19 protein-coding genes are annotated in these 23428 nt (G+C 72.2%); 11 read left to right on the top strand and 8 right to left on the bottom strand.

The genetic code is table 11. The features are described from left to right. The first annotated feature begins 49 nt into the window (after positions 1 to 49). The 5 genes from AC0ZLC_RS25325 to AC0ZLC_RS25305 all read left to right on the top strand — a co-directional run bounded on the left by AC0ZLC_RS25325 (position 50) and on the right by AC0ZLC_RS25305 (position 7539). Positions 50 to 2374, top strand: coding sequence for a lantibiotic dehydratase (locus AC0ZLC_RS25325; RefSeq protein ID WP_476754265.1), 2325 nt, complete (start codon positions 50 to 52; stop codon positions 2372 to 2374). Beyond that, positions 2374 to 3861 (top strand): amino acid adenylation domain-containing protein, encoded by a 1488-nt coding sequence (locus AC0ZLC_RS25320; RefSeq protein WP_476754264.1) that lies wholly within the window; start codon positions 2374 to 2376, stop codon positions 3859 to 3861. Before AC0ZLC_RS25325 ends, AC0ZLC_RS25320 begins: the two co-directional genes overlap by 1 nt. Then, complete coding sequence (locus tag AC0ZLC_RS25315; protein ID WP_476754263.1) at positions 3858 to 4928, top strand: threonine ammonia-lyase; 1071 nt, start codon at positions 3858 to 3860, stop codon at positions 4926 to 4928. The genes AC0ZLC_RS25320 and AC0ZLC_RS25315 overlap by 4 nt, the downstream gene beginning before the upstream one ends. Continuing rightward, a complete protein-coding gene (locus tag AC0ZLC_RS25310; protein WP_476754262.1) occupies positions 4925 to 5188 on the top strand; it encodes an acyl carrier protein in 264 nt (87 codons plus the stop codon). Before AC0ZLC_RS25315 ends, AC0ZLC_RS25310 begins: the two co-directional genes overlap by 4 nt. Positions 5189 to 5250: 62 nt before the next feature. Then, the gene (locus AC0ZLC_RS25305; RefSeq protein ID WP_476754261.1) at positions 5251 to 7539 is read left to right on the top strand and encodes a lantibiotic dehydratase; all 2289 of its coding nucleotides are present in this window, start codon (positions 5251 to 5253) and stop codon (positions 7537 to 7539) included. 31 nt (positions 7540 to 7570) lie between these two features. Here AC0ZLC_RS25305 and AC0ZLC_RS25300 read toward each other — a convergent pair whose 3' ends face one another. The 4 genes from AC0ZLC_RS25300 to AC0ZLC_RS25285 all read right to left on the bottom strand — a co-directional run bounded on the left by AC0ZLC_RS25300 (position 7571) and on the right by AC0ZLC_RS25285 (position 12566). Continuing rightward, on the bottom strand, positions 7571 to 8365 hold the full coding sequence (locus tag AC0ZLC_RS25300; RefSeq protein ID WP_476754260.1) for a phosphatase PAP2 family protein: 795 nt from the start codon (positions 8363 to 8365) through the stop codon (positions 7571 to 7573). Continuing rightward, positions 8366 to 9319 carry a YihY/virulence factor BrkB family protein gene (locus AC0ZLC_RS25295; protein WP_476754259.1) on the bottom strand — a complete coding sequence of 318 codons (954 nt, stop codon included), beginning with the start codon at positions 9317 to 9319 and terminating at the stop codon, positions 8366 to 8368. Continuing rightward, positions 9319 to 11073, bottom strand: coding sequence for a bifunctional phosphatase PAP2/diacylglycerol kinase family protein (locus AC0ZLC_RS25290; protein WP_476754258.1), 1755 nt, complete (start codon positions 11071 to 11073; stop codon positions 9319 to 9321). The genes AC0ZLC_RS25295 and AC0ZLC_RS25290 overlap by 1 nt, the downstream gene beginning before the upstream one ends. Positions 11074 to 11330: 257 nt before the next feature. After that, positions 11331 to 12566 (bottom strand): glycosyltransferase, encoded by a 1236-nt coding sequence (locus AC0ZLC_RS25285; RefSeq protein ID WP_476754257.1) that lies wholly within the window; start codon positions 12564 to 12566, stop codon positions 11331 to 11333. Between the two features lie 309 nt (positions 12567 to 12875). On the opposite strand from AC0ZLC_RS25285, the gene AC0ZLC_RS25280 reads away from it, so the two are divergent. The 4 genes from AC0ZLC_RS25280 (at position 12876) to AC0ZLC_RS25265 (ending at position 15390) form a co-directional block, all read left to right on the top strand. After that, positions 12876 to 14048 carry a glycosyltransferase gene (locus AC0ZLC_RS25280; protein WP_476754256.1) on the top strand — a complete coding sequence of 391 codons (1173 nt, stop codon included), beginning with the start codon at positions 12876 to 12878 and terminating at the stop codon, positions 14046 to 14048. Positions 14049 to 14203: 155 nt separating this feature from the next. Continuing rightward, positions 14204 to 14800, top strand: coding sequence for a hypothetical protein (locus AC0ZLC_RS25275; protein WP_476754255.1), 597 nt, complete (start codon positions 14204 to 14206; stop codon positions 14798 to 14800). Continuing rightward, positions 14787 to 15170 (top strand): winged helix-turn-helix domain-containing protein, encoded by a 384-nt coding sequence (locus tag AC0ZLC_RS25270; protein WP_476754254.1) that lies wholly within the window; start codon positions 14787 to 14789, stop codon positions 15168 to 15170. The genes AC0ZLC_RS25275 and AC0ZLC_RS25270 overlap by 14 nt, the downstream gene beginning before the upstream one ends. Positions 15171 to 15261: 91 nt before the next feature. After that, positions 15262 to 15390 (top strand): hypothetical protein, encoded by a 129-nt coding sequence (locus AC0ZLC_RS25265; protein ID WP_476754253.1) that lies wholly within the window; start codon positions 15262 to 15264, stop codon positions 15388 to 15390. Between the two features lie 265 nt (positions 15391 to 15655). Here the strand turns inward: AC0ZLC_RS25265 and AC0ZLC_RS25260 are convergent, their stop codons facing one another. Beyond that, positions 15656 to 16024, bottom strand: a complete 369-nt coding sequence (locus AC0ZLC_RS25260; RefSeq protein WP_476754252.1) for an STAS domain-containing protein — start codon at positions 16022 to 16024, stop codon at positions 15656 to 15658. Next, positions 16021 to 17430: a PP2C family protein-serine/threonine phosphatase gene (locus tag AC0ZLC_RS25255; protein ID WP_476754251.1), complete on the bottom strand. Its 1410-nt coding sequence runs from the start codon at positions 17428 to 17430 to the stop codon at positions 16021 to 16023. The genes AC0ZLC_RS25260 and AC0ZLC_RS25255 overlap by 4 nt, the downstream gene beginning before the upstream one ends. Positions 17431 to 17785: 355 nt before the next feature. Between AC0ZLC_RS25255 and AC0ZLC_RS25250 the strand changes: the two genes are divergently transcribed. Next, positions 17786 to 18634, top strand: a complete 849-nt coding sequence (locus AC0ZLC_RS25250; RefSeq protein ID WP_476754250.1) for an RNA polymerase sigma factor SigF — start codon at positions 17786 to 17788, stop codon at positions 18632 to 18634. A gap of 349 nt (positions 18635 to 18983) precedes the next feature. Here AC0ZLC_RS25250 and AC0ZLC_RS25245 read toward each other — a convergent pair whose 3' ends face one another. Together AC0ZLC_RS25245 and AC0ZLC_RS25240 are read right to left on the bottom strand one after the other, a co-directional pair. Then, positions 18984 to 19799 carry a sulfite exporter TauE/SafE family protein gene (locus AC0ZLC_RS25245; RefSeq protein WP_476754249.1) on the bottom strand — a complete coding sequence of 272 codons (816 nt, stop codon included), beginning with the start codon at positions 19797 to 19799 and terminating at the stop codon, positions 18984 to 18986. Between the two features lie 182 nt (positions 19800 to 19981). Beyond that, positions 19982 to 21937, bottom strand: a complete 1956-nt coding sequence (locus AC0ZLC_RS25240; RefSeq protein ID WP_476754248.1) for a GtrA family protein — start codon at positions 21935 to 21937, stop codon at positions 19982 to 19984. Positions 21938 to 22041: 104 nt separating this feature from the next. Between AC0ZLC_RS25240 and AC0ZLC_RS25235 the strand changes: the two genes are divergently transcribed. Then, positions 22042 to 23025, top strand: a complete 984-nt coding sequence (locus tag AC0ZLC_RS25235; protein WP_476754247.1) for a glycosyltransferase family 2 protein — start codon at positions 22042 to 22044, stop codon at positions 23023 to 23025. Positions 23026 to 23428: the final 403 nt, after the last annotated feature.

The following is a 23428-nucleotide window of genomic DNA, read 5'->3' as shown; positions in this document are numbered from 1 at the left end:
CGGCCGGGCAGCGGGACCCCCGCGCACCCCCTTCCGGAAGGAGCACGCGATGTCGGACGAGCACGCACCTGTCCTGCTGCCGGGCGGAGGCTGGCGGCTGTGGGACCAGTTCGCGCTGCGCGGCCCCGGCTTCCCCGCCGACGGCGTGCTGCGCCTGGCCCCGCCCGGACTGGCCGAGGCCGCCGACAAGTTCGGTCCCGGCACGGACCTGTCCGGGCCCGAGTGGCAGGCCTTCACCGAGGAACTGTCCGCCGCCGCCGTACACACCGCCCGGCACCTCCAGGAGGTGGCCGCCCAGCCCCGCTTCCAGGCGGCCCTCGCCTGGCAGAACCCCGCCGTCCTGCGGACCGGCATCGCCCCGTTCCTGCGCTGGACGCCGGGTGTGGACAGCCGCAGCAGCATGCCGCGCCAGCGCGAGGAACTGGTCGCTCACTACTGGCAGCGGTTCTGCGTGAAGAACGACACGATCGGCTTCTTCGGCCCCGTCGGCTGGGGCCGCTGGGACCTGTCCGCGCCGGACGCCGTCGCCGTGGACGCAGGCGACGGCTTCCTCGCCGCGCAGGAGGTGTACTTCTCCGGCTGGGCCGTCGACGCCCTGGCCAAGGTGCTCGGCGAGGACCGCGAGCTGATGCGCTGGATCCCGCCGCGCCGGGTGTCCTTCGTGCGCTGCGAGGACGGCGAGGTGCGGGTCCCCGGACGCCCCGCACAGCGAATCGGCGCACGCGAACTCGCCGTGCTGGAACGCTGCGACGGCACCCGGCACACGGACGCCATCGCAGCCGAGCTGGGCCTGGACGCCGATGAGGTGGCCCACACGGTCGGCGAGCTGCTCACCCGGCGCTGGGTGCACTGGCGGCTGGAGGTGCCCGCGGCCACCCACCCCGACCGCGCCCTGCGCCGCATCCTGGAACGCGTCCCCGACCAGGCCGCCCGGGAGCGGGCGCTGGACAGGCTCGCCGTCCTGGAACGCGGCCGGGACGCCGTACGCGCCGCCCGCCTCGACGCCGGCGCGCTGAGCGCCGCGATCACCGCCCTGGAAGCCGACTTCGCCGCGCTCACCGACAGCGAGGCCCAGCGCGCCAAGGGCGAACGCACCGCCCCCTGCCGGGGCCTGGTGTATTCCGACGCACGCCGGTCGGCCACGGCCACGGCCGGCGCCGCACTGCTGGCACACCTGGAGCCCCTGCAACTGTGCCTGACCGCCGCCCGCTGGATGACGAACCGCTTCGCCGAAGCCGTCCGGGGCCGCCTGCACACCGTGTACGACCGCCTGCGCGCCAGCGGCGGACCGGTGGACCTCGGCACCCTGTGGCTGCACACCCTGCCCTCCCCGCACCCCGACGCCGGCGACCTGATCGACGCGGCCCAGGCCGAACTGCGTGCCAAGTGGGCCCGCATCCTGCACCTTCCGCCCGGCGCGCGCCGGGTACGGCTGAGCACGGGCGAACTGGCCGAACGGGTACGCCAGGAATTCGACGAACCGGGCGACGGCTGGTCGCTGGCCCGGTACATCAGCCCCGACGTCCTGGTCATCGCCGAGGACGACGCCGCCCTGGCCCGCGGCGACGTCCGGCTCGTCCTCGGCGAGATGCACTGCGCGCTCAACACCATGGGCGCCTCCCTGTTCGTGCACCAGCACCCGGACCGCGACGAGCTCCTCGCCGAGACCACCCGCGACTTCCCCGGCCCGCGACTGCTGCCCACGCTGCCGAAGGAACTGCCGCTGAAGTGGTCCACACGCAGCCGGCCCTCGCTGGACCGCCCCGAGGACCACTACGTGACCCTGGTCGACCAGACCGGCGACCCGCACCGCCCCCGCACGGTGCTGAGCGCCGACGTCCTGGTGGAGGAGCGGGACGGCCGGCTGGCCGCCGTGCTGCCCGACGGCACCGCCCACGACCTCCTCGACGTCTACGCCAACACCCTCACCCAGCGCGTCATGGACCGCTTCACCCTCCGCCCCGAGGGCGAACACACCCCACGCATCACCATCGACCGCATGATCGTGGCCCGGGAGACCTGGCAACTGCCCGTCGCGGAGGTGGACTTCGCCGACGAGAAGACGGAGGCCGCCCGCTTCGTCCGGGCCCGGCACTTCCAGCGGCGGCACGAACTGCCCCGGTTCGTGTTCGTCGTCTCCCCGACCGAACCCCGCCCCTTCTACGTCGACTTCGACAGCCCCGTGTACACGACGATCCTCGCCAAGGCGGCCCGCAGGCTCGCCCGCAAGGACCCCGCGGCACGGCTGAAGGTCAGCGAGATGCTGCCCACCCCCGAGCAGGCCTGGCTCACCGACGACGAGGGCCGCCGCTACACCTCCGAGCTGCGCTTCGTGGCCGTCGACCAGACCGTCGCCGGCATGGGGGAGGACTGATGCGCACCGTCGCCGACGACATCGCCGCACACGCCGCCCGGACCCCGGAGCGCATCGCGCTGACCACCCCCGCCGGTGACGTGACGTACGCCCGCCTCGCCGCCCGCGTCGAGGAGCTCACCCGGCTCCTGCGGGCCCACGGCGCCCGGCCGGAGACGGTGTGCGCCGTCGCCGTCGAGCACGGCACCGACGCGGTCGCCGCCATGGCGGCGGTCCTGCGCTGCGGCGCCGCCTTCCTCACCCTGGACGTGGGACAGCCCAGGGACCGGCTGGCGGCCTTCGTGCGCAGCGCCGGCGCCCGCCTGCTGCTGACCACGTCCGCCCACGCCTGCCTCCTCGGCCGGACCCTGCCCACCGTCCTGCTGGACCGCCCCGCACCCCCGAACGCCCCGCCGCCGCCCCCGGCCGACCCCCGCGCCCTCGCCTACGTCAGCCACACCTCCGGCAGCACCGGGGAACCCAGCGCCGTCCTGATCGAACACCGCTCCCTCGACGCCTACCTGCGCGACACCGCCCACGCGTTCGGCCTCGGCCCCGGCACGGTGGCCCTGCAGACGGCGCCCCTGGGCTACGACGCCTCGATCCGCGACACCTTCGTCCCGCTGCTGGCCGGAGCACGGCTGGTGATCGTGGACCGGGCCCGGCTGCTGCGCCCCGAGGAGTTCGCCCGCACCGTCCGGGAGCACCGGGTGACGGCCCTGCTCAGCGTCACCCCCTCCTTCCTGTCGCACCTGGCCGGAGCGCCGGGACTCACCGATCCGCTGGCCGGGGTCGCCCTGGCCGCCTCCAGCGGCGAGTCACTGCGGCCCTTCCTCGCCGCCGGCGGGCGCCCGCTCGTACCCGGCAGACTCGTCAACCAGTACGGCCCGACCGAGTGCACGATGACCACCACCCGCCACAGCGTGCCGGCCGAACCCGACCCGTCCGCCGACCAGGTGGGCGTGCCCCGGGCCGGCACCGTCCTGCGGATCCTGGACGCGGACCTCGCGCCGGTCGCCCACGGCACGGTGGGCGAGGTGTACATCGGGGGAGAGGGCCTGGCCCGCGGCTACGGCGGCCGCCCGGCCCGCACGGCCGAGTGCTTCGTCCCCGACCCCTTCGGCCCGCCCGGCGCCCGCCTCTACCGCACCGGCGACCTCGGCTGGTGGGACGAGGCGGGACTGCACTACGCCGGCCGCACCGACCGGCAGGTCAAGATCCGCGGCTACCGCGTCGACCCGGCCGAGGTGGAGGGCGCCCTGCTCTCCCACCCGGGGGTCACGGGCGCGGTGGTGACCTCGCACACCGACGACCGGGGGCGCGTCCACCTGCTCGCCCACGTCACCGGCGACCTGGCCGACATCACGGACGCGGCCCTGCGCGGCCACCTCGCCCGATCGCTGCCGCCCCATCTGATGCCGCGCCGCTTCCAGCGCCTGGACACGCTGCCCACCACCCGCGGCGGCAAGGCGGACCGCCGCCGGCTGGCCGCCGGGAGCACCCGATGACCGCCACCGGTTTGCGCCCGGGCACCGGTGACATGCGCGCCGGCACCACCCGCCGGCACCTCGGCCCCGCCCTCCGCAGCCCCGCCGAACCCGGCCCCGCCGGCCTCGGCCCCGCGGACCTCGAAGCCGCCGCCACCCGTATCGCCCCCCACATCGTCCGTACGCCCCTGCTGCGCGGCCCGGTGACGGCGGCGCACGGCTCGCGGCTCCTGCTGAAGGCCGAACACCTCCAGCTCGGCGGCTCGTTCAAGACGCGCGGCGCCGCCAACGCCGTCCTCGCCCTGGGCGCCGACCGGGTCGTCACCGGCTCCTCCGGAAACCACGGCATCGCCCTCGCCAGGCTCGCCCGCACCCTCGGCATCCGGCTGACCGTCGTCCTCGCGCAGGGCGCTTCCCCCGCCAAGGCCGCCGCGGTCCGGGCACTGGGCGCCGAGACCCTCCGGGTGGGCGGCGGGGTGGCCGAGCGGGAGGAGCGTGCCCGGGCGCTCGCGCAGGAGACCGGTGCCCTCCTCGTCCCCTCCTCGGACCACCCCCTGGTGGTCGCCGGGCAGGGCACGGCCGGAAGCGAACTGCTCGCCGACGCCCCCGGCACCGAGACCGTCTACGTCCCCACCGGCGGCGGCGGACTCCTCGCCGGCGTGTGCCTCGCCGCCACCGGCCGCCCGGTCCGGGTGGTCGGGGTCGAACCCGCCCTCACCCCGCGCTACGCCCGCTCCCTGGCCGCCGGCCGCCCCGTCCGGCTGCCGCCCAGCACCACCGTCGCGGACGGGCTGCGCGGCCAGTGCCCCGGACACGTCCCCTTCCCGATCATCCGGGACCGCGTCGACGACCTGATCGCCGTCGGCGACGCCGAGATCCTCGCCGCCACCGCCCTGCTGCACCGGCACGGCGTCCACGCCGAACCCAGCGGAGCCGTCGCGCTGGCCGGGGCGCTGCGCGCCGGCCGCCGCGAACGGGCCGTGGCCATCGTCTCGGGCGGCAACACCCCCGCCCGCCTGCACGCCACCCGCCCCGACCAGCACACCGACCCGTATCCCGCTGCCCGCACGAAGGAGCACACGTCATGACCTCGAACACCGCCACCGCCGCGACGTCCCTCACCACGGTCGACCTGCTCGTCGGCATCTTCCAGGACGTACTCGGCCTGCCCGACCTCACCGCGGACACCGACTTCTACGAGGCGGGCGGCGACTCGCTCACCGCCTTCCAGATCACCGGCCGCCTCCAGGAGGCGATCGGTGCCGACGTCCCGGTCTCCCTGGTCTTCGCCTACCCCACACCGCTCGACCTGGCCGAGGTCGTCGACGCCGACTACGGCACCGCCTGACCCCTCCCGCCGGACCAGCACGGGCAGGACCGTCCACCCACGCTCGCCAAGGAGAACGTGCCATGACCGAAGACTTCGTGCCGTCCCTCGGCCGCTGGCGGCTGTGGGAGCAGTTCGCCCTGCGGGGGCCGGGTTTCCCCGCCGACGGGGTCCTGCGCCTGGCACCGGCCGGACTGGCGGAGGCGGCCGACAAGTTCGCCGACGACGACCCTCTGGAGGGCGCCCGCTGGGCGGACTTCGCCCAGCTCTTCGCGGACGCCGCCGTGGAGAGCGCGCACACCTTGCAGGACATCGCCCGCATGCCCGCCTTCCGGGAGGCGGTGGCCTGGCAGAACCGGCCGGTCCTCACCTCCGGCATCGCCCCGTTCCTGCGCTGGACGCCGGGTGTGGACAGCCGCAGCAGCATGCCGCGCCAGCGCGAGGAACTGGTCGCTCACTACTGGCAGCGGTTCTGCGTGAAGAACGACACGATCGGCTTCTTCGGCCCCGTCGGCTGGGGCCGCTGGGACGCCGCGACGCCCGGCGCCGCCGTCGACGCAGGCTCCGGACTCATCGCCGACTCCACCGTCTACTGGGCCAGTTGGGGCATCGACGCACTGGCCAAGACGCTGGACACCGACCCCGCCCTGCGGGAGTGGATCGCACCCCGGCGGGTGCCGTTCGTCGCACTGGACGGGGACCGCGTCCGGGTGCCCGGCCGCCGCCCGGTGACCGTGTCCGCCGACACGGCGGCCGTCCTGGCCCGCTGCGACGGCGTCCGCCCGGCCCGGCGCATCGCCGCCGAACTCCCCGACACCGACGTGCCCGCCGTCCTGGCCGATCTGGTCGCCCGCCGCTGGGTGGCGTGGCGGCTGGAGGTGCCCGCCGGCACCCACCCCGACCGGGCCCTGCGGGCCTGGCTCGAGTCCGTCGGCGCGCCACAGCCGCGCAGCCGCGGGCTGGCCGCACTGGACCGGCTGGAGCGGGGCCGCGCCAAGGTGGCGGCGGCCCGTGGCGTGGAGGCGCTGGTCGAGGCCATGGCGGAGCTGGAGCGGGACTTCACCGACCTGACCGCCACGGCCGCGGTACGGGAGAAGTCCGCGTCGACGGCCCCCTGCCGGGCGCTGGTGTACTCCGACACCCGCCGGTCCGCCACCGCCCGCCTCGGCCCCGCCGTGCTGGACGCACTGCACCCGCTGCGGCTGCTCATGGACAGCGCCGCCTGGCTCACCGCAGAGCTGGCGGCGACCGTGACGGCCGAGACGCGACGCGTGTACGACCGGCTCGCCGCCGAGGGCGAGGTCGACCTGGCGTCCTTCTGGTTCGGGTGCCTGCCGGTGCTGCACGGCGCCGCCCGCACCACCGCCACCGAGCTCCAGCGGGAGTTCGCCGCACGCTGGCAGCGCATCCTGGCCGTCCCCGAGGGCGCCCGCCGGGTGACCGTGGCGTCGGCGGACATCGAGGCACAGGTACGGGAGGCGTTCCGGAGCACCGGCGGCGGCTGGACGGCAGCCCGCTATCTCAGCCCGGACGTGATGATCGCCGCCGACGGGGCGCAGGCCGTGGCCCGCGGCGACTTCACCCTCGTCCTGGGCGAACTGCACCTCGCCGCCAACACGCTGGGCGCCTCCCTGTTCACCCACCAGCACCCGGACGCCGCCGAGTTGCTCCGCCTCACCGACCGCGACCACCCCGGCCCGCGCCTCATGCCCCTGATCCCCAAGGAGCATCGCTCGCGCCTGTCCGTCCGGGTCCGCCACACACTCGTACGCCCCGAGGACCACCAGGTCGCCCTGGCCGACTTCACGGCGGACCCCGCCCGCCCCCGGGCCGCCCGCAGTGCCGACGCCACCGTCGAGGAACGCGACGGCCGGCTCCTCGTCCGGCTCCCGGACGGCTCCGCCTTCCCGGCCGTCGACGTCTTCTCCCACGTCCTGACCACCCTGGCCATGGACCTCTTCCAACTCCTGCCGCAGACCGGCCACACGCCCCGGGTGACCCTCGACCGCATGGTGGTCGCCCGGGAGACCTGGCGGCTGCCCGCCACCGACGCGGGGTTCGCCGACGACAAGGACGAGGCCCGGCGCTTCGTCCGCGCTCGCCACTGGCGCACCCGGCTGGGCCTGCCGCGCCACGTCTTCGTCGTCCTGCCGACCGAACCGCGGCCCTTCTACGTCGACTTCGACAGCCCCGTCTACGTCACCATCCTCGCCAAGGCGCTGCGCCGCCTGTCCCGCAGGGACCCGCAGGGCACGTTCACCATCACCGAGATGCTGCCCACACCGGAACAGACCTGGCTCACCGACGACGAGGGCCGCCGGTACACCGCGGAGGTGAGGTTCGTGGCCTTCGACACGGAACACACCCCCTGAACCACACGGAGGATCGCGGTCCCGGCCCCGGTCAGTGCCTCGCGCGCAGGACGGGATCGGGCTCGGGACGCGCGCCGGTCAGTTCGGGTTCCAGGCCGTCGGCCAGTTCGGTGGTGCGGCGGCCGATGTCGGCGCGCCACGCCTCGAAGGCCCAGGCGGTGAGGGCGACGACGGCGACACCGAGCAGCCAGCCGCCGACCACGTCGCTGAACCAGTGCACGCCCAGCGCGACGCGGGTGAAGCCGACGCCGAGCACCGAGAGCACCGCCAGGCACCAGCACGCCACCCGCCAGGCGCGCGGCACCATGGGCAGCAGGACCAGCAGCAGGATCGCGAACGACGTGGTGGCGGTCATGGCGTGGCCCGAGGGGAACGAGAAGCCCGGGGCGTGCGCGACCGGGTCCTCCAGGCTGGGCCTGGCCCGCTCGACGACCACCTTGACGAGCAGCCCGATCAGCCCGCCGGCCACCGCCGTCACGGCGGACCAGGCCGCGAGCCGCCACGCCCTGCGGTGAAGCAGCCACAGGGTGAGCAGCGCGACCACGATGCGCAGGGTCACCGGGTCCCAGACCCAGTTCGACAGGAATCGCAGCGTGTCGGTCCAGCCGGGGTGCTCCAGCGCCGTCTCGTTCAGCCGCCGCGCCGCGCCCGTGTCCACCCGGCGCAGCGGCTCCCACTGTCCTTTGACGAGGACCAGCAGCAGGCCGAACGGCACCGCCGCGATCGCGGCCACGACAGCCGCGCCGAGCAGACGGACGCCGAACCTGCGGTCGGCCTCCCGGCGGCGACGCTCGCGGAAGGGGCGCGTGGTGAACCGGAGGGGCATTCAGACTCCCGGGTCGGTGTGGATCGGACCGGGGCGCATGGCCCGCGCGGCTTCCAGCTGCGCGGAGAAGGACAGTCCGAGGAACAGGGCGATGGAGGTCAGGTAGGCCCACAGCAGCAGCGACATGAAGGCACTGAGCGGGCCGTAGACGGTGTCGAAGGAGCCGCTGATCCCGAGGTAGAGACTCAGCAGCCAGGTGAGGGTCGTCCACAGCACCAGGTACACCGCGGCGCCGAAGGCCAGCCAGGTGTAGCCGGGCTGCCTGCGGCGGGGCGAGCGGCGGAAGATGGCGCTGGCCGAGATGAGCACGAGGACCAGGCCCAGGGGCCAGCGCAGGATGTTCCACGCGGTGAGCGTGCCGTCCTTGAGGTGGTACACCGTCACCGCCGCGGAGGCCAGGTCCGCCCCGGCCACCATCACGATGAAGCCCACGCCGAGCGGCAGGCCGGCGCTGACGGACATCACCAGGCCGCGCAGGTACTTGAGGTGGAAGGGCCGGTCGCGTTCGTTGCCGTAGATGCGGTTGGCGCCGCGCTCGATCTGGCACATCGCGGTGGTGGTGTTGACCAGGGAGAAGAGGAGACCGAACCAGAGAGCGATCTGCGCACCGTCGCCCGCGGTCCGCTTGCTGCGGTCCAGCGCGTCGTCGACCACCTCGGCGCTGGGGCCCTGGGCGATCCGGTGGATCGTCAGCTCGGTGAGCCTGCCGATGCTCTCGGTGTGCAGGGCGGTGGACAGCCCGACGAAGGCGATCGCCAGCGGGATCACCGAGAGCACCGTCTGCAGGGCGAGCGCACGGGAGTGCGTGAAGCCGTCGGCGTAGCGGAAGCGGATGAAGGCGTCGCGCAGCAGCGGCCAGCGGCCGTAACGGCGCAGTGACACCAGCGCCTCGTCGGCGGAGAGTTCCTCGCCGGTCATGTCCCTGGTCTCGGGGACCTTGGTCGCCGTACCCATCACTTCTCCCCGGACGGCAGCAGCATCGTCAGCGCGCCCGGACGGACCTCGGCGGTCAGGCGCCGGCCGGGCGCGACCGGATCCCCGTCCAGTTCGCGGGACTGCACGGACTCGAAGGTGAGCTCGGCGCGCCGGAAGGTGAAGAACTCCACCGGTACGCCGGTGCCGGCGTCGGCGTCAGGGGCGGTGAGGGTGTCCACGGACGTGGGCCGGGGTGTCCTGGCGCCGCCCCGCAGCAGCGCTCCGAGGGCACGGACCCAGCCGCCGGGTCCGCGCGGGTCGAGGATCAGCAGGTCGAGCCGTCCGTCGTCGGGCCGGGCGGCGGGCACGAGCGTGACGCCGCCCTGCACGGTGCCGATGTTGGCGAGGAGGACCATGCGGGCGGTACGGCGCAGGGCCGGGGCGCCGTCGAGCCGGACCGTCACGTGCATCCGGGGGGCGCGCAGCGTGGTGATGCCGGCCAGTACGTAGGCGGGCCAGCCCAGGAAGGACTTGGTGCGGTCGTCGGTGTTCTCCATGATCGCGGCGTCGAGTCCGGCGCCGGACATGGCGGCGAAGTGGGTGGCCGCAAGAGCGTCGCCCTCGATGCGGCCGAGGTCGATGTGGCGCACGCTCCCGCGCAGTGCCTCGTCGAGCGCGGCGGTGGGCGACAGCGGAAGGCCGAGGTTGCGGGCGAGCAGGTTGCCGGTGCCGCTGGGCACCAGGGCGAGGGGGACACCGCTGCCGGCCATGGCGTCGGCCGCCGCCCGCAGGGTGCCGTCCCCACCGCACACCACCACCAGTGCCGCGCCGTCACGGACCGCGCGGGCGGCCTGGCCGCCTCCGGTGTCCTCGGCCGTGGTCGGAACGAACTCCGGTGCGGTGTGCCCGTGTTGCCGCAGCACGTCCCGCAGCGCGGCGCAGGCGCTCTCGTCGGTCACGGTGGGGTTGTAGACCACGACGGTGCGGCCGGGCGCCAGTTCACGGCGGACGGTGCCGGCGGCCGGAGCCGGAGCGGGGCGCGCCGAGGGGGCGGCGGCCACCGTGCCCTCGGTGAAGAGGGCACGGCCGACGATCAGCAGCGACAGGCTTCCGTTGACGAGGCCGCCCACGAGGTCGGTGGGGTGGTGCATGCCCCGGTAGAGGCGGGAGAGAGCCACCATCAGCGGCACGAGCAGCAGCAGCCCGCAGACGACCTTGCGCCAGGGACCACGGATGCGGGACAGGGCGAGCGCGGCCAGCCCGGCGTACAGCGCGGTGGCCGCTCCGGTGTGCCCCGAGGTGTAGCTGGAGGTGGGCGGGGACGCGTCGAGGCGGTCCACCTCGGGCCGGTGACGGTCCACCGACTCGGTGATGATGAGGAAGACCAGCGCCTGGAGCGAGACGCCGGCGGCGAGGAAGACGGCCTGGCGCCACATCGGCAGACGGGGTATCAGGATCAGCGCCAGGCACACCGCGAGCGTGATGGCGATGATCGTGAGGGTGTTGCCGGCCTCCGACGCGAACCACGAGAGGGTGGTGAGGGCACCGGTGCGGCGCTGCTCCAGTGCCTCGTTCAGGTCGTCCTCGGCGGTCATCGGCCACACGTCGCGCGCGGGGCCGGTGATCAGCAGCCCGATGCCCACCATGAACGCGGCCTGGCAGAGCGTCAGCGCACCGATGCGCGCGGCGGTCCGGCCGCTGCCGCGAGGCAGGGCGGGGGTGCGGGCGGGCCTGGCGGCCCCGGGTGATTCACCGGGCAGGACGGTGGGTCTCTCCGGCACGGCGGTCGGCATCAGGACTCCCACGGATCGGCGCCTCGCGGCGTTCTTCTCGGCCGGGGGGTGTACCCTCCCGATCCACCGCCGTATGCCCGCGAAGTCGCCGCGCAGACCTCAGGATCGACCGCAGGCTCTCCGCACCACCACGCAAATTTGCCGATCAGCCGCACATCCTTCACACGGGCCGGTGTGTTCGGGCGGTCCCGGCCGACGCCCCGTCAGACGAGGGGCGCAGCAGAGCGCATGCCGGGGCGCCGACGTGTCCGTGCGCTTCACACGGACACGGACGGCCCTTCCCGGCCGGCTGCGTCGAGCAGCAGCTTCGCGGCCACCGACGCCCCGTCGGTGCGGATCGTGCCGGCCACGTCCCGCGCCCGCGCCCGGGTCCCGGGCAGCAGGGCCGTGGTGAGCTCCGCCGACAGGGAGTCGAAGGTCGGCGTCAGGCCCTCGTGCGCCGCACCGATGCCCAGCTCGGCCACCCGCCTCGCCCAGTACGGCTGGTCCGCGATCCGGGGGACCACCACCTGGGGCGCGCCGGCCCGGGCCGCCGTCGTCGTGGTGCCCGCGCCGCCGTGGTGCACCACGGCCGCCACCCGGCGGAACAGCGCCTGCTGGTTGACCTCGCCGACGACGAAGCAGTCGTCGGCATCGTCGACCGGGGCCAGGCCCGCCCACCCGCGGGCGAGGAGTACCCGGCGGCCCTGCGCGCGGCCCGCGTCCGTGGCCACCCGGGCGATGCCCTGCGGGGCGTGCGCGGCCATGCTGCCGAAGCCCACGTACACCGGCGGTTCCCCCGCGTCCAGGAACGCCTCCAGCTCCGCCGGCAGCGGCCGGTCGTCGGGCAGGATCCACGCCCCGGTCTGTACGAGGTCCAGGTCCGTCATGCCCTGCGACGGACACAGCGTCGCGTCCGCCGCCAGCCACGGCCGGCCGGCGAAGACGTGGTCGCGGACGTTGTCCACCGGCGGCAGGCCGATCGCCGCCCGATGCCTGTTGAGCGCCTCGCCGTACAGCGCGTTCACCCGCTGGGCGTCCTGCTCCCACAGCACCCGGTAGTCGGTCTCGTCCTGCGGGGACGGCGTGCCCGGCCGCCTCCCCGGTGGGAAGTGCCGCGACGGCAGGCCCAGAGTGTGGAAGCACGCGAACACGTAGGGGATGCCCAGCTTCTCGGCCACGTCCCGCGCGCCGGCGGGCATCAGGCCGGTTGCCAGCAGCGCGTCACATCCCTCGGCCGCCGCGGTGAGCGTCTCGAACCGGGCCGCGACCAGCTCGGGGGCGAGCCGGAACGCGTCCTCGGCCGTCGGTGGCCTCGGTCCGGCGACCACCGAGCGCACCGACGGGCCCAGCGGCACCATCGGCACACCTGCACGCGCCAGCAGCGCCGCGAACTCCTCGTCCGGCGGCGCGCACACCCGCGCCTGCGCACCGAGTTCCCGCAAGGCCACCGCCAGCCCCGCCAGCGGTTCGACATCCCCGCGCGATCCCCACGTCGACAACAGCACACGCATGTCCCAACTCCTATTTCCGCAGGTCATGGCTTACGGCCGCCGATTCTGCGGTACGACCCGGGCCTTGCCGCAAGCCCCCCGGTGCGCTATAAGTTGAGAGTGGCAAGGAGAGACATTCTTCTTGCCTTTTCTTCTTTCCGTCCCCCCCTTGGGCGCACGGCGTCCTCACGACACCGCGACCCGCCGCGTACGGCGGCGGTACGGGCGGGGACACCCATCCGAGGTCACCATGAACATCCTCTTTCCGTGAAGAATCCGCCCGCTGTGACGCTCTTCCGCGGACCTCTTTCCGTGACGACAGGATGAAGAATGACCGAAACGCATGCCCCGACGTCTCTCCGCGAAATCTTCTTCGTCTCCAACAACGTGGACGAGACCGGGGGCGTCACCAGCTGGGTGCATCAGATGGCCCGCCTGTTCTCTCAGCGGGGACACGCCGTTCATGTGATCGGCGTCGTTCCCGCTCCCGAGGACCAACGCGCTGATCTGGGTGAAAGCCTGCCGTACGACACTGTCACGCTGTACGACGTCCACCCGGCCGCCGCTCCGGCCCGGCGCGGACCGGCAGCCACGCTCGATGTGCGCGAGCGGCGCCGCCGGGCGGTGCGGGAGGCGGGCATGCGCGAGCAGTCCGCCAAGCTCACCTCGCTGTTCCGTAAGGCGCGGCCCGGGGCCGTGGTCGTCGTCACGCAGGTCTGGGCCATGGAATGGGTGGCGCTCTCCGATACGTGCGGGCTGCCGGTCATCGGCATGAGTCACGAGTCCTTCGAGACGTGCCGCAAGTCCTCCCGCTTCCACCGGGTCAAGCGGTTCTACAAGGACGTGGACCGGATGCTGGCGCTCACCCGTGAGGACGCCGACCTGTGGATTCGCCAGGGCATGAACAATGCGGGCTGCATGCCGAACCCCCTTCCGTTCTTTCCCGAAGTCCCTTCCGGGCGGAGTGAACAGCGCGTGGTCAGCATCGGCCGGCTCCATGAGGAGAAAGGGGTGGACCTGCTTCTCGATTCCTGGGTCGAGATCGCCTCGGGCCACCCCTCCTGGACGCTGTCGATCTACGGCGCGGGCCCGGAGGAAGAAGCCCTGAAGAAGCAGGCGGCGCAGCTGGGAATCACCGCCTCGGTGGAATGGAAGGGCCGCACCGGCGACGTGCTCGGGGCGCTGCGCGAAAGCTCGGTCTTCGCGCTTCCGTCCCGGGGGGAGGGGTTTCCCCTGGCGCTCATGGAAGCAATGGCGACAGCCGTGCCGTGCGTGGCCTTCGACGTGAGTCCCGGAGTGCGGGAGATCATCACGGACGGCGAGGACGGGCTCATCGCACCGGCAGGCAACACCCGTGTGTTCGCGCAGCATCTGGACAGGATGATCTGCGACCGGGACCTGCGTAACCGCATGGGGGACCAGGCGCGAAGGAGCATTCAACGATTCTCCCCGGACGAAGTGGTGAGCCGCTGGGAGTACCTTTTCGCCCTGCTGTACCGCTAGGAGGGCTCACCGGCGCACGGCGGGTGTGCTCATACGAATGGCGGCTCCGGTCCCGAAGGTGCCGGGATCCACCGAGGTTTGCCGCGCAGACCAGTCGACAGGAAGCCGCCCCGGGCGTAAGGTTTGCGTCACAAACCAGTTTGGGAGGGGCGACAATGGAACGCAGGAGTCTGGAGTCGGCGGCGGCGGTCTACTACTACCTGAGAGGCCTTCTCTCGATCCCGGTAGGCGCCATGATCATCTTCGCGGGGCTCGGCAACCTGGCCTGGGGCCCGCTTCGCCACACCTGGGTCTTCATGGGCTGCCTGCTGGTGGCAGCGGCGGCGTATCTGTTCATCACCCGCTACTACAACGAGAACTACGGGCGGGTCACCCTGTCCGCAAGCGCCCAGACCAAGGGTGCCGTCGCCACCGCCGTCAGCGCGGTGGTGGTCGCCGGAGGGGTGCAGGCGGACTGGTCCCTCGATCTGCCGCTCAGCCTCACCGCGGCCTCGTTCGCCCTGATCACGGTGATCTACTACGCCGTCGGCGTAGGGCTGAGGGCACACAACACGATCATCTGCGGCGCGCTCCTGGCAGCCGGCCTCGTACCCGTCTGGGGTGGTGCGGGAGCGGACAGCAAGGTCAATCTGGGCCTGGTCCTGGCGGGGGCGGCCACCATCGTGACGGGGATCTTCGACCATCGCGCCCTCAACCGCACCTTCGGACCCTGCGAGGGGCTGACCGCCGGGAACAGCAATGCCCAAGCCTGAGATGCCGGGGTCCGAACCCGCGGAGTCCGAAGCCTCCGGGCCCGTCGTGCCGGGGGCCGGGAACGAGGAGCTGGTCCTCGACCGCCTGATCCACGAACCGGGCCGGCTGGCGATCCTGACGGTGCTGTCCTCGGTGAAAGCCGCCGATTTCGTCTTCCTCCAGCGCGCGACACGGCTCACCAAGGGGAATCTCTCCAGTCACCTGTCGAAGCTCGAGGAGAGCGGCCTGGTCGAGATCGAGAAGACCTTCGTGCACAGGAAGCCGAAGACGAACGTCACGCTGACGGCGGTCGGGAGAGAGCGCACCGCCCGTCACTGGGACCAGTTGGAGCGCCTGAGGAACTTCTCCGGGGAAGCCATCCAGGAATAGGGCCCTTGTCCGGCCCACTGGAGAGAAACGGCCCACTGGAGAGACACGCGGCCCTCACAAGTACCGCGACCGCACCCGCCGCCCTCGTCGCGTGACCCGGCGAGTGGCTTTGCAGCAGCCGGACTGGGGGACGATGGCCTTCGGTGAACTCTTGACGCTCTGGCTCCTCGCCATGGCGGTCCTGGAGTGGCCGGTGCCGGGCTCGGTGGCTACGCCCTGATCTGCAACCGGGTGCCTGGACGACTGCTCGCCAGAACAGTACGCAGCCCCGGACCGCGGGGAACCGGCATGCTGTTCATGGTCTCCAGCCTCGCCTCCGTCTCATGGACGCCGCTCATCATCGGGCTCGGCATCACTGTCACCGGACACACCGTCAAGCCCACCGGATGACCCGGATCCGCCATTCGAGCGACGGCACCAGCCACCACCAGGGCGGGCCGAAGAGACCGCCCCCGGGCGTCACGGACGAGCCAGGTCGGGATGTTTCAGGCGGTGGTGCGATTGCCCTGGCGGGCGGCGAGCGCGGCCTCGGTGCTGGGGTAGGGGGTCAGGAAGGTGTCCATTCCGGTGACGCTGAGCAGGCGGCTCAGCCGGTCGGGGATGGCCGCCAGGGTCAGAGAGCCGTCGGCGTCCTTGGCGCAGCGCCAGATGCCGACGAGGGCTCCCAGCCCTGAGGAGTCGCAGAACGTGACCCCCGACAGGTCGGTGACCAGGTCGGGGTGTCCGGCCGCAATGAGTTCCAGGGCGCGGGCCCGCACGGCGGGTGCGGCGGCGATGTCGAATTCACCGGACAGCGCGATCACGGCCAGGGTGCCGTCAGTGTGCGGGACGTCGATGTGGAATGCGTCGGTCATGGGCGCGGGATCTCCTGACCGACGGAGGTGTCGGCGGGTGCGGTCGGGGCGGCGGCGCTGTGAACGGTGGTGGTGATGCCGGCGGGAGCAGCGTCCGCGGTGGGAACGGACAGGGCCAGCAGTGCCACGTCGTCGCGTTCGGTGTCGGGGAGTGTGTCCAAAAGCGCGACGGTGTCGTCGATCAGGGTGCCTGCGCTGATCGGCGCCGGTCGTCGGGCAAGGAAGTCGGTGAGGCCGGTATCGGCGAGCATGTGGCCATCGGCGGTGCGGGCCTCGGTCAGCCCGTCGGTGTACAGCAGCAGTCCCTCGCCGGGTGCCAGGTGCAGGGTGCGTGAGGCGAAGGCAGCCTCGGCGAACGCGCCGACCAGCATGCCGCCCTTGGCGCGGGCCGCCTCGACCCGTACACCGCCGCCCTCGGCAGGGCTGAGGTGGTAGGCGGGCGGGTGACCGCCGGTGGCCAGAGTGACCGTGAAACCGCCGTCCCGGGCGGGGTCGAGCAGGCCGAAGACGGCGGTGCAGAAGCGGGTGCCGACCGCCGGGTCGAGCAGCAGCGCGGTGTTCAGGGCTTTGAGCGCGGCCGTGGGGTCCGCGTCGACGAGGGCTGCGGCCCGCAGCGTGTAGCGGGTCAGTGAGGTGACCGAGGCGGCTTCGGCGCCCTTGCCGCACACATCGCCCAGGAAGAACGCCCACCTGCCTCCGCCGATGGGGAAGACGTCGTAGAAGTCGCCGCCCACCTCCTGCGGGGAGGCGGTCTTGTAGTGGCAGGCCAGCTCAAGTCCCGGTACCGCGGGCAGCGCGGGAGGCACCAGGGTGCGCTGCAGGGTGGAGGCGAACGCGGCGATGGCCACCCTGTCCCGCTCCGCACGCTGCCGGGCCTCTTCCTCCACCCGACGGCGCTCCTGCTCGGCGCGTACCGCCTGCAACGCCGACAAACGAAGTTCCAGCTGGTCACGCACTACCGCGGCCAGGTCTTCGAGGGTGGAGGCATCGGCCTCGCTGATCTCACGAGGGCGGGTGTCAAGGACGTTGACCGTGCCCAGGCGGTGCCCGTCCGCGGTGATGATCGGAGCGGCGGCGTAGAACCGCACTCCCATCGGGCCGGTGACCAGCGGGTTGGAGCAGGCGGCCGGGTCCAGCAAAGTGTTGGGGATGACGGTGGTGTCATCACGCAGCACCGCAGAGGCGCACAGGCCCGGATCCCGGCCGATCTCGCTGACACCTTCCAGCCCGTGCGCGGCCTTGAACCAGATCCGGTCCTCATCCACGATCGTCACCGTCGCCACCGGCACCTCGAACAGCCGCGCGGCCAGCGCCGCAACCCGGTCGTAGGCGCCGTCCGGCGGAGTGTCGAGGATGTCGTAACGGCGCACCGCCGCCATCCGCGCCACCTCGACCGGCGCGGTCAAAAGCTCACTCGGTGCTATCGCAGGCGGGCTCGTTTGTTCCGGCATGTCCCTCGTCTCGCTCGTCCCCCCAGGAAGGCACCGACCGAACAGCCAGCACCCCGGAACACTACCGAACACGGCCGGCGCACCCGATCGGACGACGAGCTTCGCAGGGCGTACCGGCACGTTCGATCGGATGCTGCGGCCCGGTTGGATCCACTGCCGCAGCCGTTCAGGTCCGCTTCGGCACCCCGCGGGCGCGGGGCCGTCCGTGTCGCGGAAGGAGTAGGCATGAAGGTGAGGGAAAGGGGTAGGCGCGGCAACAGCGAGTGGAGATGGGGCGCGGTGCCGGTATGGCCGGCAAGGGGAGGGACACATGATCACGGATACGGCAGCGGCGACGGCGGATGCGAAGTTCGCCGGACTGCCTGAGGTGGCCGACCCGTCGAAGGTCGCTCCGAAGGACGCGCGTGAACTCACCCGCCTGTTCTTCCAGCAGCTGGAACGCCTGGAAGAGGGCACGCCGCAGTACCAGTACGCGCGCAACACGCTGATCGAGATGAACATCTCCCTGGTCCGCTACGCGGCCTCCCGTTTCCGCAGCCGGGACCCGGAGGAGATGGAGGACATCGTCCAGGTCGGCGTGATCGGTCTCATCAAGGCCATCGACCGGTTCGAACTCTCCCGCGAGGTGGAGTTCACCTCCTTCTCGATCCCCTACATCATGGGAGAGATCAAGAGGTTCTTCCGGGACACCACCTGGGCCGTGCACGTTCCGCGCCGCCTGCAGGAGGCCCGCGTCCAACTGGCACGCGCCACCGAGGAGTTGAGCAGCCGCCTGGGCCGCACCCCGACCGTGGCGGAGCTGGCCCAGCTGATGAACCTGGAGGAGCAGGAGGTCATCGAGGCACGCCTGGCCTCCAACGGCTACCGCTCCTCCTCTCTGGACGCCGCCATCGGCGGCAGCGAGGACGGCGAGACGGCCCTGTCCGCCTTCATCGGCAACGAGGACGGCGCGCTGGAACTGGTGGAGGACTTCCACGCACTCGCTCCGATGATCGCCGCCCTCGACGAGCGCGCGCGCAGGATCCTGCACTGGAGGTTCGTGGAGGAACTGACCCAGGCCCAGATCGGCGAACTGCTCGGCGTCTCCCAGATGCACGTCTCCCGGCTGCTGTCACGCACCCTGGCCCAGCTCCGACAGGGCATGCTCACCACCCACTGACACCGTCACCCCGCAACGGGGCGCCTCACGGCCGTGGTGAACCCGTGGACCACGCCACCCCCGTTTTGTGGCTGGTTCCCTGTCGTGTCGTGAATCCGGCACAACTGGGCATACGCCTCGACATGACGAACGGGAACTGCTGCGTCTGCACAGACAGACAGCTGCGAACGGAGGGTGTCTGGTGCTGGCCGGGGCTCCGCCACGGGTGCGGGAACTGCTGGCCCTGACCGGCGCCGACGTGCTGCTGCCTGTGTATGACCTGGTCGCCGACGCCTGCGCAAGGTCACCCCAACCCGGTTGACGCGACCGGACCGTTGAAACCGAATGCGGCCCCGTGCTGCACCCGTCGTCAGTCGTGCCGGGCGAGTTTGACCGCGGACACGAGCAGGATCACGGACAGCACGGGGATGAGCACCAGCTCCGGGAAGACCCCGAGCAGGAGCCCGCCCAGGGCGGCTCCGGTGACCGAGCCCGTGATCATGACCAGGGTGAAGCGGCGGTTGGCACCCAGCACGGCGAAGCTGCCGTCACGGCTGTAGCGGGCGAAGGCCACCAGCATCGTAGGCAGCGACACCAGCAGCGAGAGACTGCCCGCGGTCTTGATGTCCAGGCCGAACAGCAGCACGATCGTCGGAATCAGCAGCTCGCCCCCGGCCACGCCCATGATCGCCGCGACCACTCCGATGCCGAGGCCGGCCACCACTCCGATCGGCACCCGCACGCCCGGCGGCAGCGCGAGTGTCCCCACGGTGGTGAGGTGGGTAGCCAGCAGGGCTGCGGCCATGAGGACCATCAGGGCGGCCAGCACCTTGTAGAGGGTGGAACTGCGCATCCGAACCGCCCACGTCGCCCCGGCCCATGCGCCCAGGAGGCTGCCGCAGAGCAGGTTGGCGGCAACCGTCCAGTGCGCAGCCGTCTCGGAGGCGGACACGGTCGCCAGGCGGGCGGGCAGCGCGACCAGGACCACGACCAGGCTCATCGCCTTGTTCAGGATGACCGCGGACAGGCCGGTGAACCCGAACAGGCCGATCAGTAGCGGCAGGCGGAACTCCGCACCGCCCAGACCGATCATCCCGCCCAGAACGCCGATGGCCGCCCCGGCACCGAGAACCACCGGCATCGAGTGCGTCGAACGGAGCGGAACGACATCCTGGTCAGCAGTCATAACGAGCATCCTCGCCAGTGGCGGCCCCCACCCGCCACGTTCGACCCCGCGCTCAGAGGCACGGACCGCGACCTGCCCGTGAGGTCCCATCGGGATCAACACACGTCACGCCTCGCCCGCACGGCCTCGAAATGGCCCCCGGCTGTCCTTGGCTCCGAGACGTGTGCGGTCGCTGCGGGCTCTCAGTTGCCCACCCCCGCCGTGCTGGGGGAGTCGGACGGGGTGGGCGACGCGTCCGCGGCGGCCCCGTCCGGGGCCTGTTCCGCGGCGCGCAGGGCGCGGCGGCGGGTGAGCGCTGCCGCGGCGATCAGGATCAGGGCGAGCGTGCCGGCCGACGCGGGCCAGTACACGTAGCGGTAGTTGGCCTGCGGGGCGGTCGGCAGGTAGCAGGCGATGTAGAGCACGGAACTCAGTCCGAGGAGGCGCAGTTCCCTGGACCAGGGTCCCGGCCACCTCCGGCGCGACGTCAGGACCAGCGCGACGGCGAGCCAGAACCATGCCTGGAAGAGCCAGGGAACGTCGCGGGCCAGGCCCGTCACGTAGGACCTCATGAGGGCGTCGAGGGCCGGATCCACCCTGACGTTCTTCGGGGTGCCGCCGAACGTGCCGCCGGCGTAGCGCAGATTGCCCTCGAACAGCAGCCGGGCGAAGGTCCGGGTGCGGTACTCCGCGTAACCGGAGGCCCGGTGGGGCATCTGCTGCACCCACATCCTCACCAGCACGTCCGCCTCGTCGGCGGTGAAGTGCGGGCCGATGGTGTCCCTGTGGCCGGGGCGGTGCGGGTAGCACGTGAAGTACGCGTCCCACAGGATCCCCTTCGTCCGGCAGGTCCGCGCGGTCTCCGTGAGGTCGTCGCGGAACGAGGGGGTGGCACCCGCCTGCCCGGCGGCCGACCGTACCTCTCGTGGGGTCAGGACGTGGGTCAGGTCGTCCAGCGGGATCTGCGCGTACTGGCGGACGGCCATCGGATGGGTGAGCGAGGAGACCGCCACGCTGCCGGCCGCGGTGAAGGCCAGCAGGGAAGCGGCGGTGATGAGCCACCGGCGCCTGCCGGGTGCCGGCCAGAGGGCGAGCACGAGCATCGGCAGGACGGGCAGGGCGGCGGGCAGCGCGTTCTTCCGGACCAGGATCGCGTAGGCGGTGAAGAGCAGACCCAGCACGAGCAGGGCCCAGCGTGCCCGGTCGTGTCCCGGCGGCAGCTCACGCGCGAAGAGGGCGATCGCGCACACGGCCAGCAGGGCGTAGGCCAGGTGGACGTCCTTCCACACCACTCCGGTGAAGTTGGCGATGTGCGGTGCGAGCCCGAACCCGGGCATCAGCAGCGACAGGGGGCGGCTTCCTGTCCGCTTCCACAGGGCGACGGCCAGCACCCACACGGTTCCCCACAGCACGGCCGTCTGGAGGGCCGCCATCGCCGAGAGCGCGCCGGTGGTGTGGATGAGGACGCGCCAGAGCAGTGCCATGACCGGCGGATGCCAGTCGGTCACCGGCCGCGTGCCCTCCGCCTGGAGAAGCTGTTCGACGCTGTCGGCGGTGAGGAAGCCGGGATGGAAGACGGTGGAGACGAGGTAACCGCACACCGCGGCCGTCAGGGCCAGGAACCCCGGCCAGAGCCGGTCGTCCCGCCACACTCCCGCGCCACGGCGAATCGGTGCGGTCACGTCGGGGGGATCCTCTCGATGGGAAGTGAAGACGAGTTCCCGGTAGACGGTGAAGCGGACGAAAGTCGCCGCGGCCCATCCCGTCAGGCGGACCGCGTTGTCGCTCAGGGCCGAGGAAGAGCCGAACAACTGGTGAGTCACGTACACGGGGGCGGCGGTGATCACGAGGCCCACCAGGTTCACCCCGACGAACCAGGCCACCTCACGCGGATCGACCGGCCCCTTGCGGTCGCGGTAGGTCCAGTGACGGTTTCCGAACCAACCGACCAGCATGGCCAGCACGGTGGCGAGGGCCGAGGCGCCGGCCGGGACGTCGTGCAGCGGCCCCTCACCCGGTGGGCCGAAGGCGAGAAGGTTGAAACTCGCCGTCTCCACCACGAACGCGAGCGCGCCCACGGCGCCGAAGGCCGCGACCTCGCGCCGGACGGACCGCATCCACGCGGGTGAACGTCGCATCCAAGCCGTCGGCCGCAGCATGACGCCGAAGGTAACGTATGCCGCAAAAGCCACCAAATCAGACTGCCGTTCGTGGAGGAGCGCATCGACCGGCACCAGGGCGGCACAGAGGCCGAGGAAAGACCATGAACCCCACCGTCGCGTGCGTCGTTCCCTGTTACAACGAGGAGGCCGCAGTCGGGAAGGTCGTGCGCGACCTGCGCGCCGCCCTCCCCGAGGCCACCGTCTACGTCTACGACAACGCCTCCACCGACAACACCGTCGCCGAGGCCCGCGCGGCCGGCGCGGTCGTGCGGCACGAACCCCGCAAGGGCAAGGGCAACGTCATCCGCCGCGCCTTCGCCGACGTCGACGCCGACGCGCTGCTCATCATCGACGGCGACGACACCTACGACGCCTCCCGGGCCCGCGAAATGGTCGACCTCCTCTTCGAGGGCCCCTACGACCAGGTCGTCGGCGCCCGCCGCGAGAGCGTGGAGACCGCGTACCGCACGGGTCACGCCGTCGGCAACAAGATGCTCACCGGCGCCGTCCGCACCCTCTTCGGCAACGACGTCAGCGACATGCTCAGCGGCTACCGCGTCTTCTCCCGCCGCTACGTCAAGTCCTTCCCCGCCCTGTCCCGCGAGTTCGAGACCGAGACCGAGATGACGGTCCACGCGCTCAGCCTGCGGCTCCCCACCGCCGAGATGGAAGTGGGCTTCAAGGACCGGCCCGCGGGCAGCGTCAGCAAGCTCCGCACCTACCGCGACGGCTGGCGCATCCTCAGGCTCATCCTGGGGCTGGCCCGCAGACAGCGCCCCTCCCAGTTCCACGCCGTCATCGCCGGCCTGCTCACCGTCGTCGCGCTCGCCCTGGGCCTGCCCGTCGTCCTGGAGTTCACCCGCACCGGCACCGTGCCGCGCCTGCCCACCGCCGTGCTCGCCGCATCGATCATGATCATCGCGGTTCTGGTCCTGCTCGTCGGCTACATCCTGGAATCGTTCATGCACATGCGCCAGGAGCAGGCCAGCCTCGCCCACCTCGGCTACTCCGCACCCCTGCGCAGCGCGGACTTCGTACCGGTGACCCTCGCGGACGCCGCGCCGAGCCGGCTCACCCGGCCCTGAATCCGCGGCCTCCGTGACCAACGAAAATCTGTGCTGGCCGGAGTAGACATTGGATGGCGGCATGGGTATGGTTTCTCTCGTAGTCGAGATCGAGGAAGCCCGGCAGGGATGAACTGCCGGGAAGCAGTACGCAGTTCGGTGCGGCGGTGGAGTTCCGGAGCCAGGGTTTTCGCTGGACGGTGACGGGACTGACGGCTGGACCGGGTGGCCCGCAGTGATCAGGGGCCGCCACGAGCAGGACCGCACTTGATGCGGTGGCAGTACCCGCAAGTGCAGTTCGCGGTATCCAGCAGTGAAGTTGATGCAGCACCTCGGTAAAGGCGTCGGCTGCGGGCGCGCGTACCGGGAGGTCCGGCAGTGGGGTTCCAAGCCAGAGCAGACGCAGGACGGGCGACGGGGCTGG

Source organism: Streptomyces sp. GLSS-08, assembly GCF_056387915.1.
The sequence above is the reverse complement of the archived record's forward strand: the minus strand, read 5'-3'. Positions and strand labels throughout refer to the sequence as shown.

Excerpts from the sequence above, each read along its gene's own strand:
- AC0ZLC_RS25325 (WP_476754265.1), top strand. The coding sequence starts at position 50 with ATGTCGGACGAGCACGCACCTGTCCTGCTGCCGGGCGGAGGCTGGCGG.
- AC0ZLC_RS25320 (WP_476754264.1), top strand. The coding sequence starts at position 2,374 with ATGCGCACCGTCGCCGACGACATCGCCGCACACGCCGCCCGGACCCCG.
- AC0ZLC_RS25315 (WP_476754263.1), top strand. The coding sequence starts at position 3,858 with ATGACCGCCACCGGTTTGCGCCCGGGCACCGGTGACATGCGCGCCGGC.
- AC0ZLC_RS25310 (WP_476754262.1), top strand. The coding sequence starts at position 4,925 with ATGACCTCGAACACCGCCACCGCCGCGACGTCCCTCACCACGGTCGAC.
- AC0ZLC_RS25305 (WP_476754261.1), top strand. The coding sequence starts at position 5,251 with ATGACCGAAGACTTCGTGCCGTCCCTCGGCCGCTGGCGGCTGTGGGAG.
- AC0ZLC_RS25300 (WP_476754260.1), bottom strand. The coding sequence starts at position 8,365 with ATGCCCCTCCGGTTCACCACGCGCCCCTTCCGCGAGCGTCGCCGCCGG.
- AC0ZLC_RS25295 (WP_476754259.1), bottom strand. The coding sequence starts at position 9,319 with ATGGGTACGGCGACCAAGGTCCCCGAGACCAGGGACATGACCGGCGAG.
- AC0ZLC_RS25290 (WP_476754258.1), bottom strand. The coding sequence starts at position 11,073 with ATGCCGACCGCCGTGCCGGAGAGACCCACCGTCCTGCCCGGTGAATCA.
- AC0ZLC_RS25285 (WP_476754257.1), bottom strand. The coding sequence starts at position 12,566 with ATGCGTGTGCTGTTGTCGACGTGGGGATCGCGCGGGGATGTCGAACCG.
- AC0ZLC_RS25280 (WP_476754256.1), top strand. The coding sequence starts at position 12,876 with ATGACCGAAACGCATGCCCCGACGTCTCTCCGCGAAATCTTCTTCGTC.
- AC0ZLC_RS25275 (WP_476754255.1), top strand. The coding sequence starts at position 14,204 with ATGGAACGCAGGAGTCTGGAGTCGGCGGCGGCGGTCTACTACTACCTG.
- AC0ZLC_RS25270 (WP_476754254.1), top strand. The coding sequence starts at position 14,787 with ATGCCCAAGCCTGAGATGCCGGGGTCCGAACCCGCGGAGTCCGAAGCC.
- AC0ZLC_RS25260 (WP_476754252.1), bottom strand. The coding sequence starts at position 16,024 with ATGACCGACGCATTCCACATCGACGTCCCGCACACTGACGGCACCCTG.
- AC0ZLC_RS25250 (WP_476754250.1), top strand. The coding sequence starts at position 17,786 with ATGATCACGGATACGGCAGCGGCGACGGCGGATGCGAAGTTCGCCGGA.
- AC0ZLC_RS25245 (WP_476754249.1), bottom strand. The coding sequence starts at position 19,799 with ATGACTGCTGACCAGGATGTCGTTCCGCTCCGTTCGACGCACTCGATG.
- AC0ZLC_RS25240 (WP_476754248.1), bottom strand. The coding sequence starts at position 21,937 with ATGCTGCGGCCGACGGCTTGGATGCGACGTTCACCCGCGTGGATGCGG.
- AC0ZLC_RS25235 (WP_476754247.1), top strand. The coding sequence starts at position 22,042 with ATGAACCCCACCGTCGCGTGCGTCGTTCCCTGTTACAACGAGGAGGCC.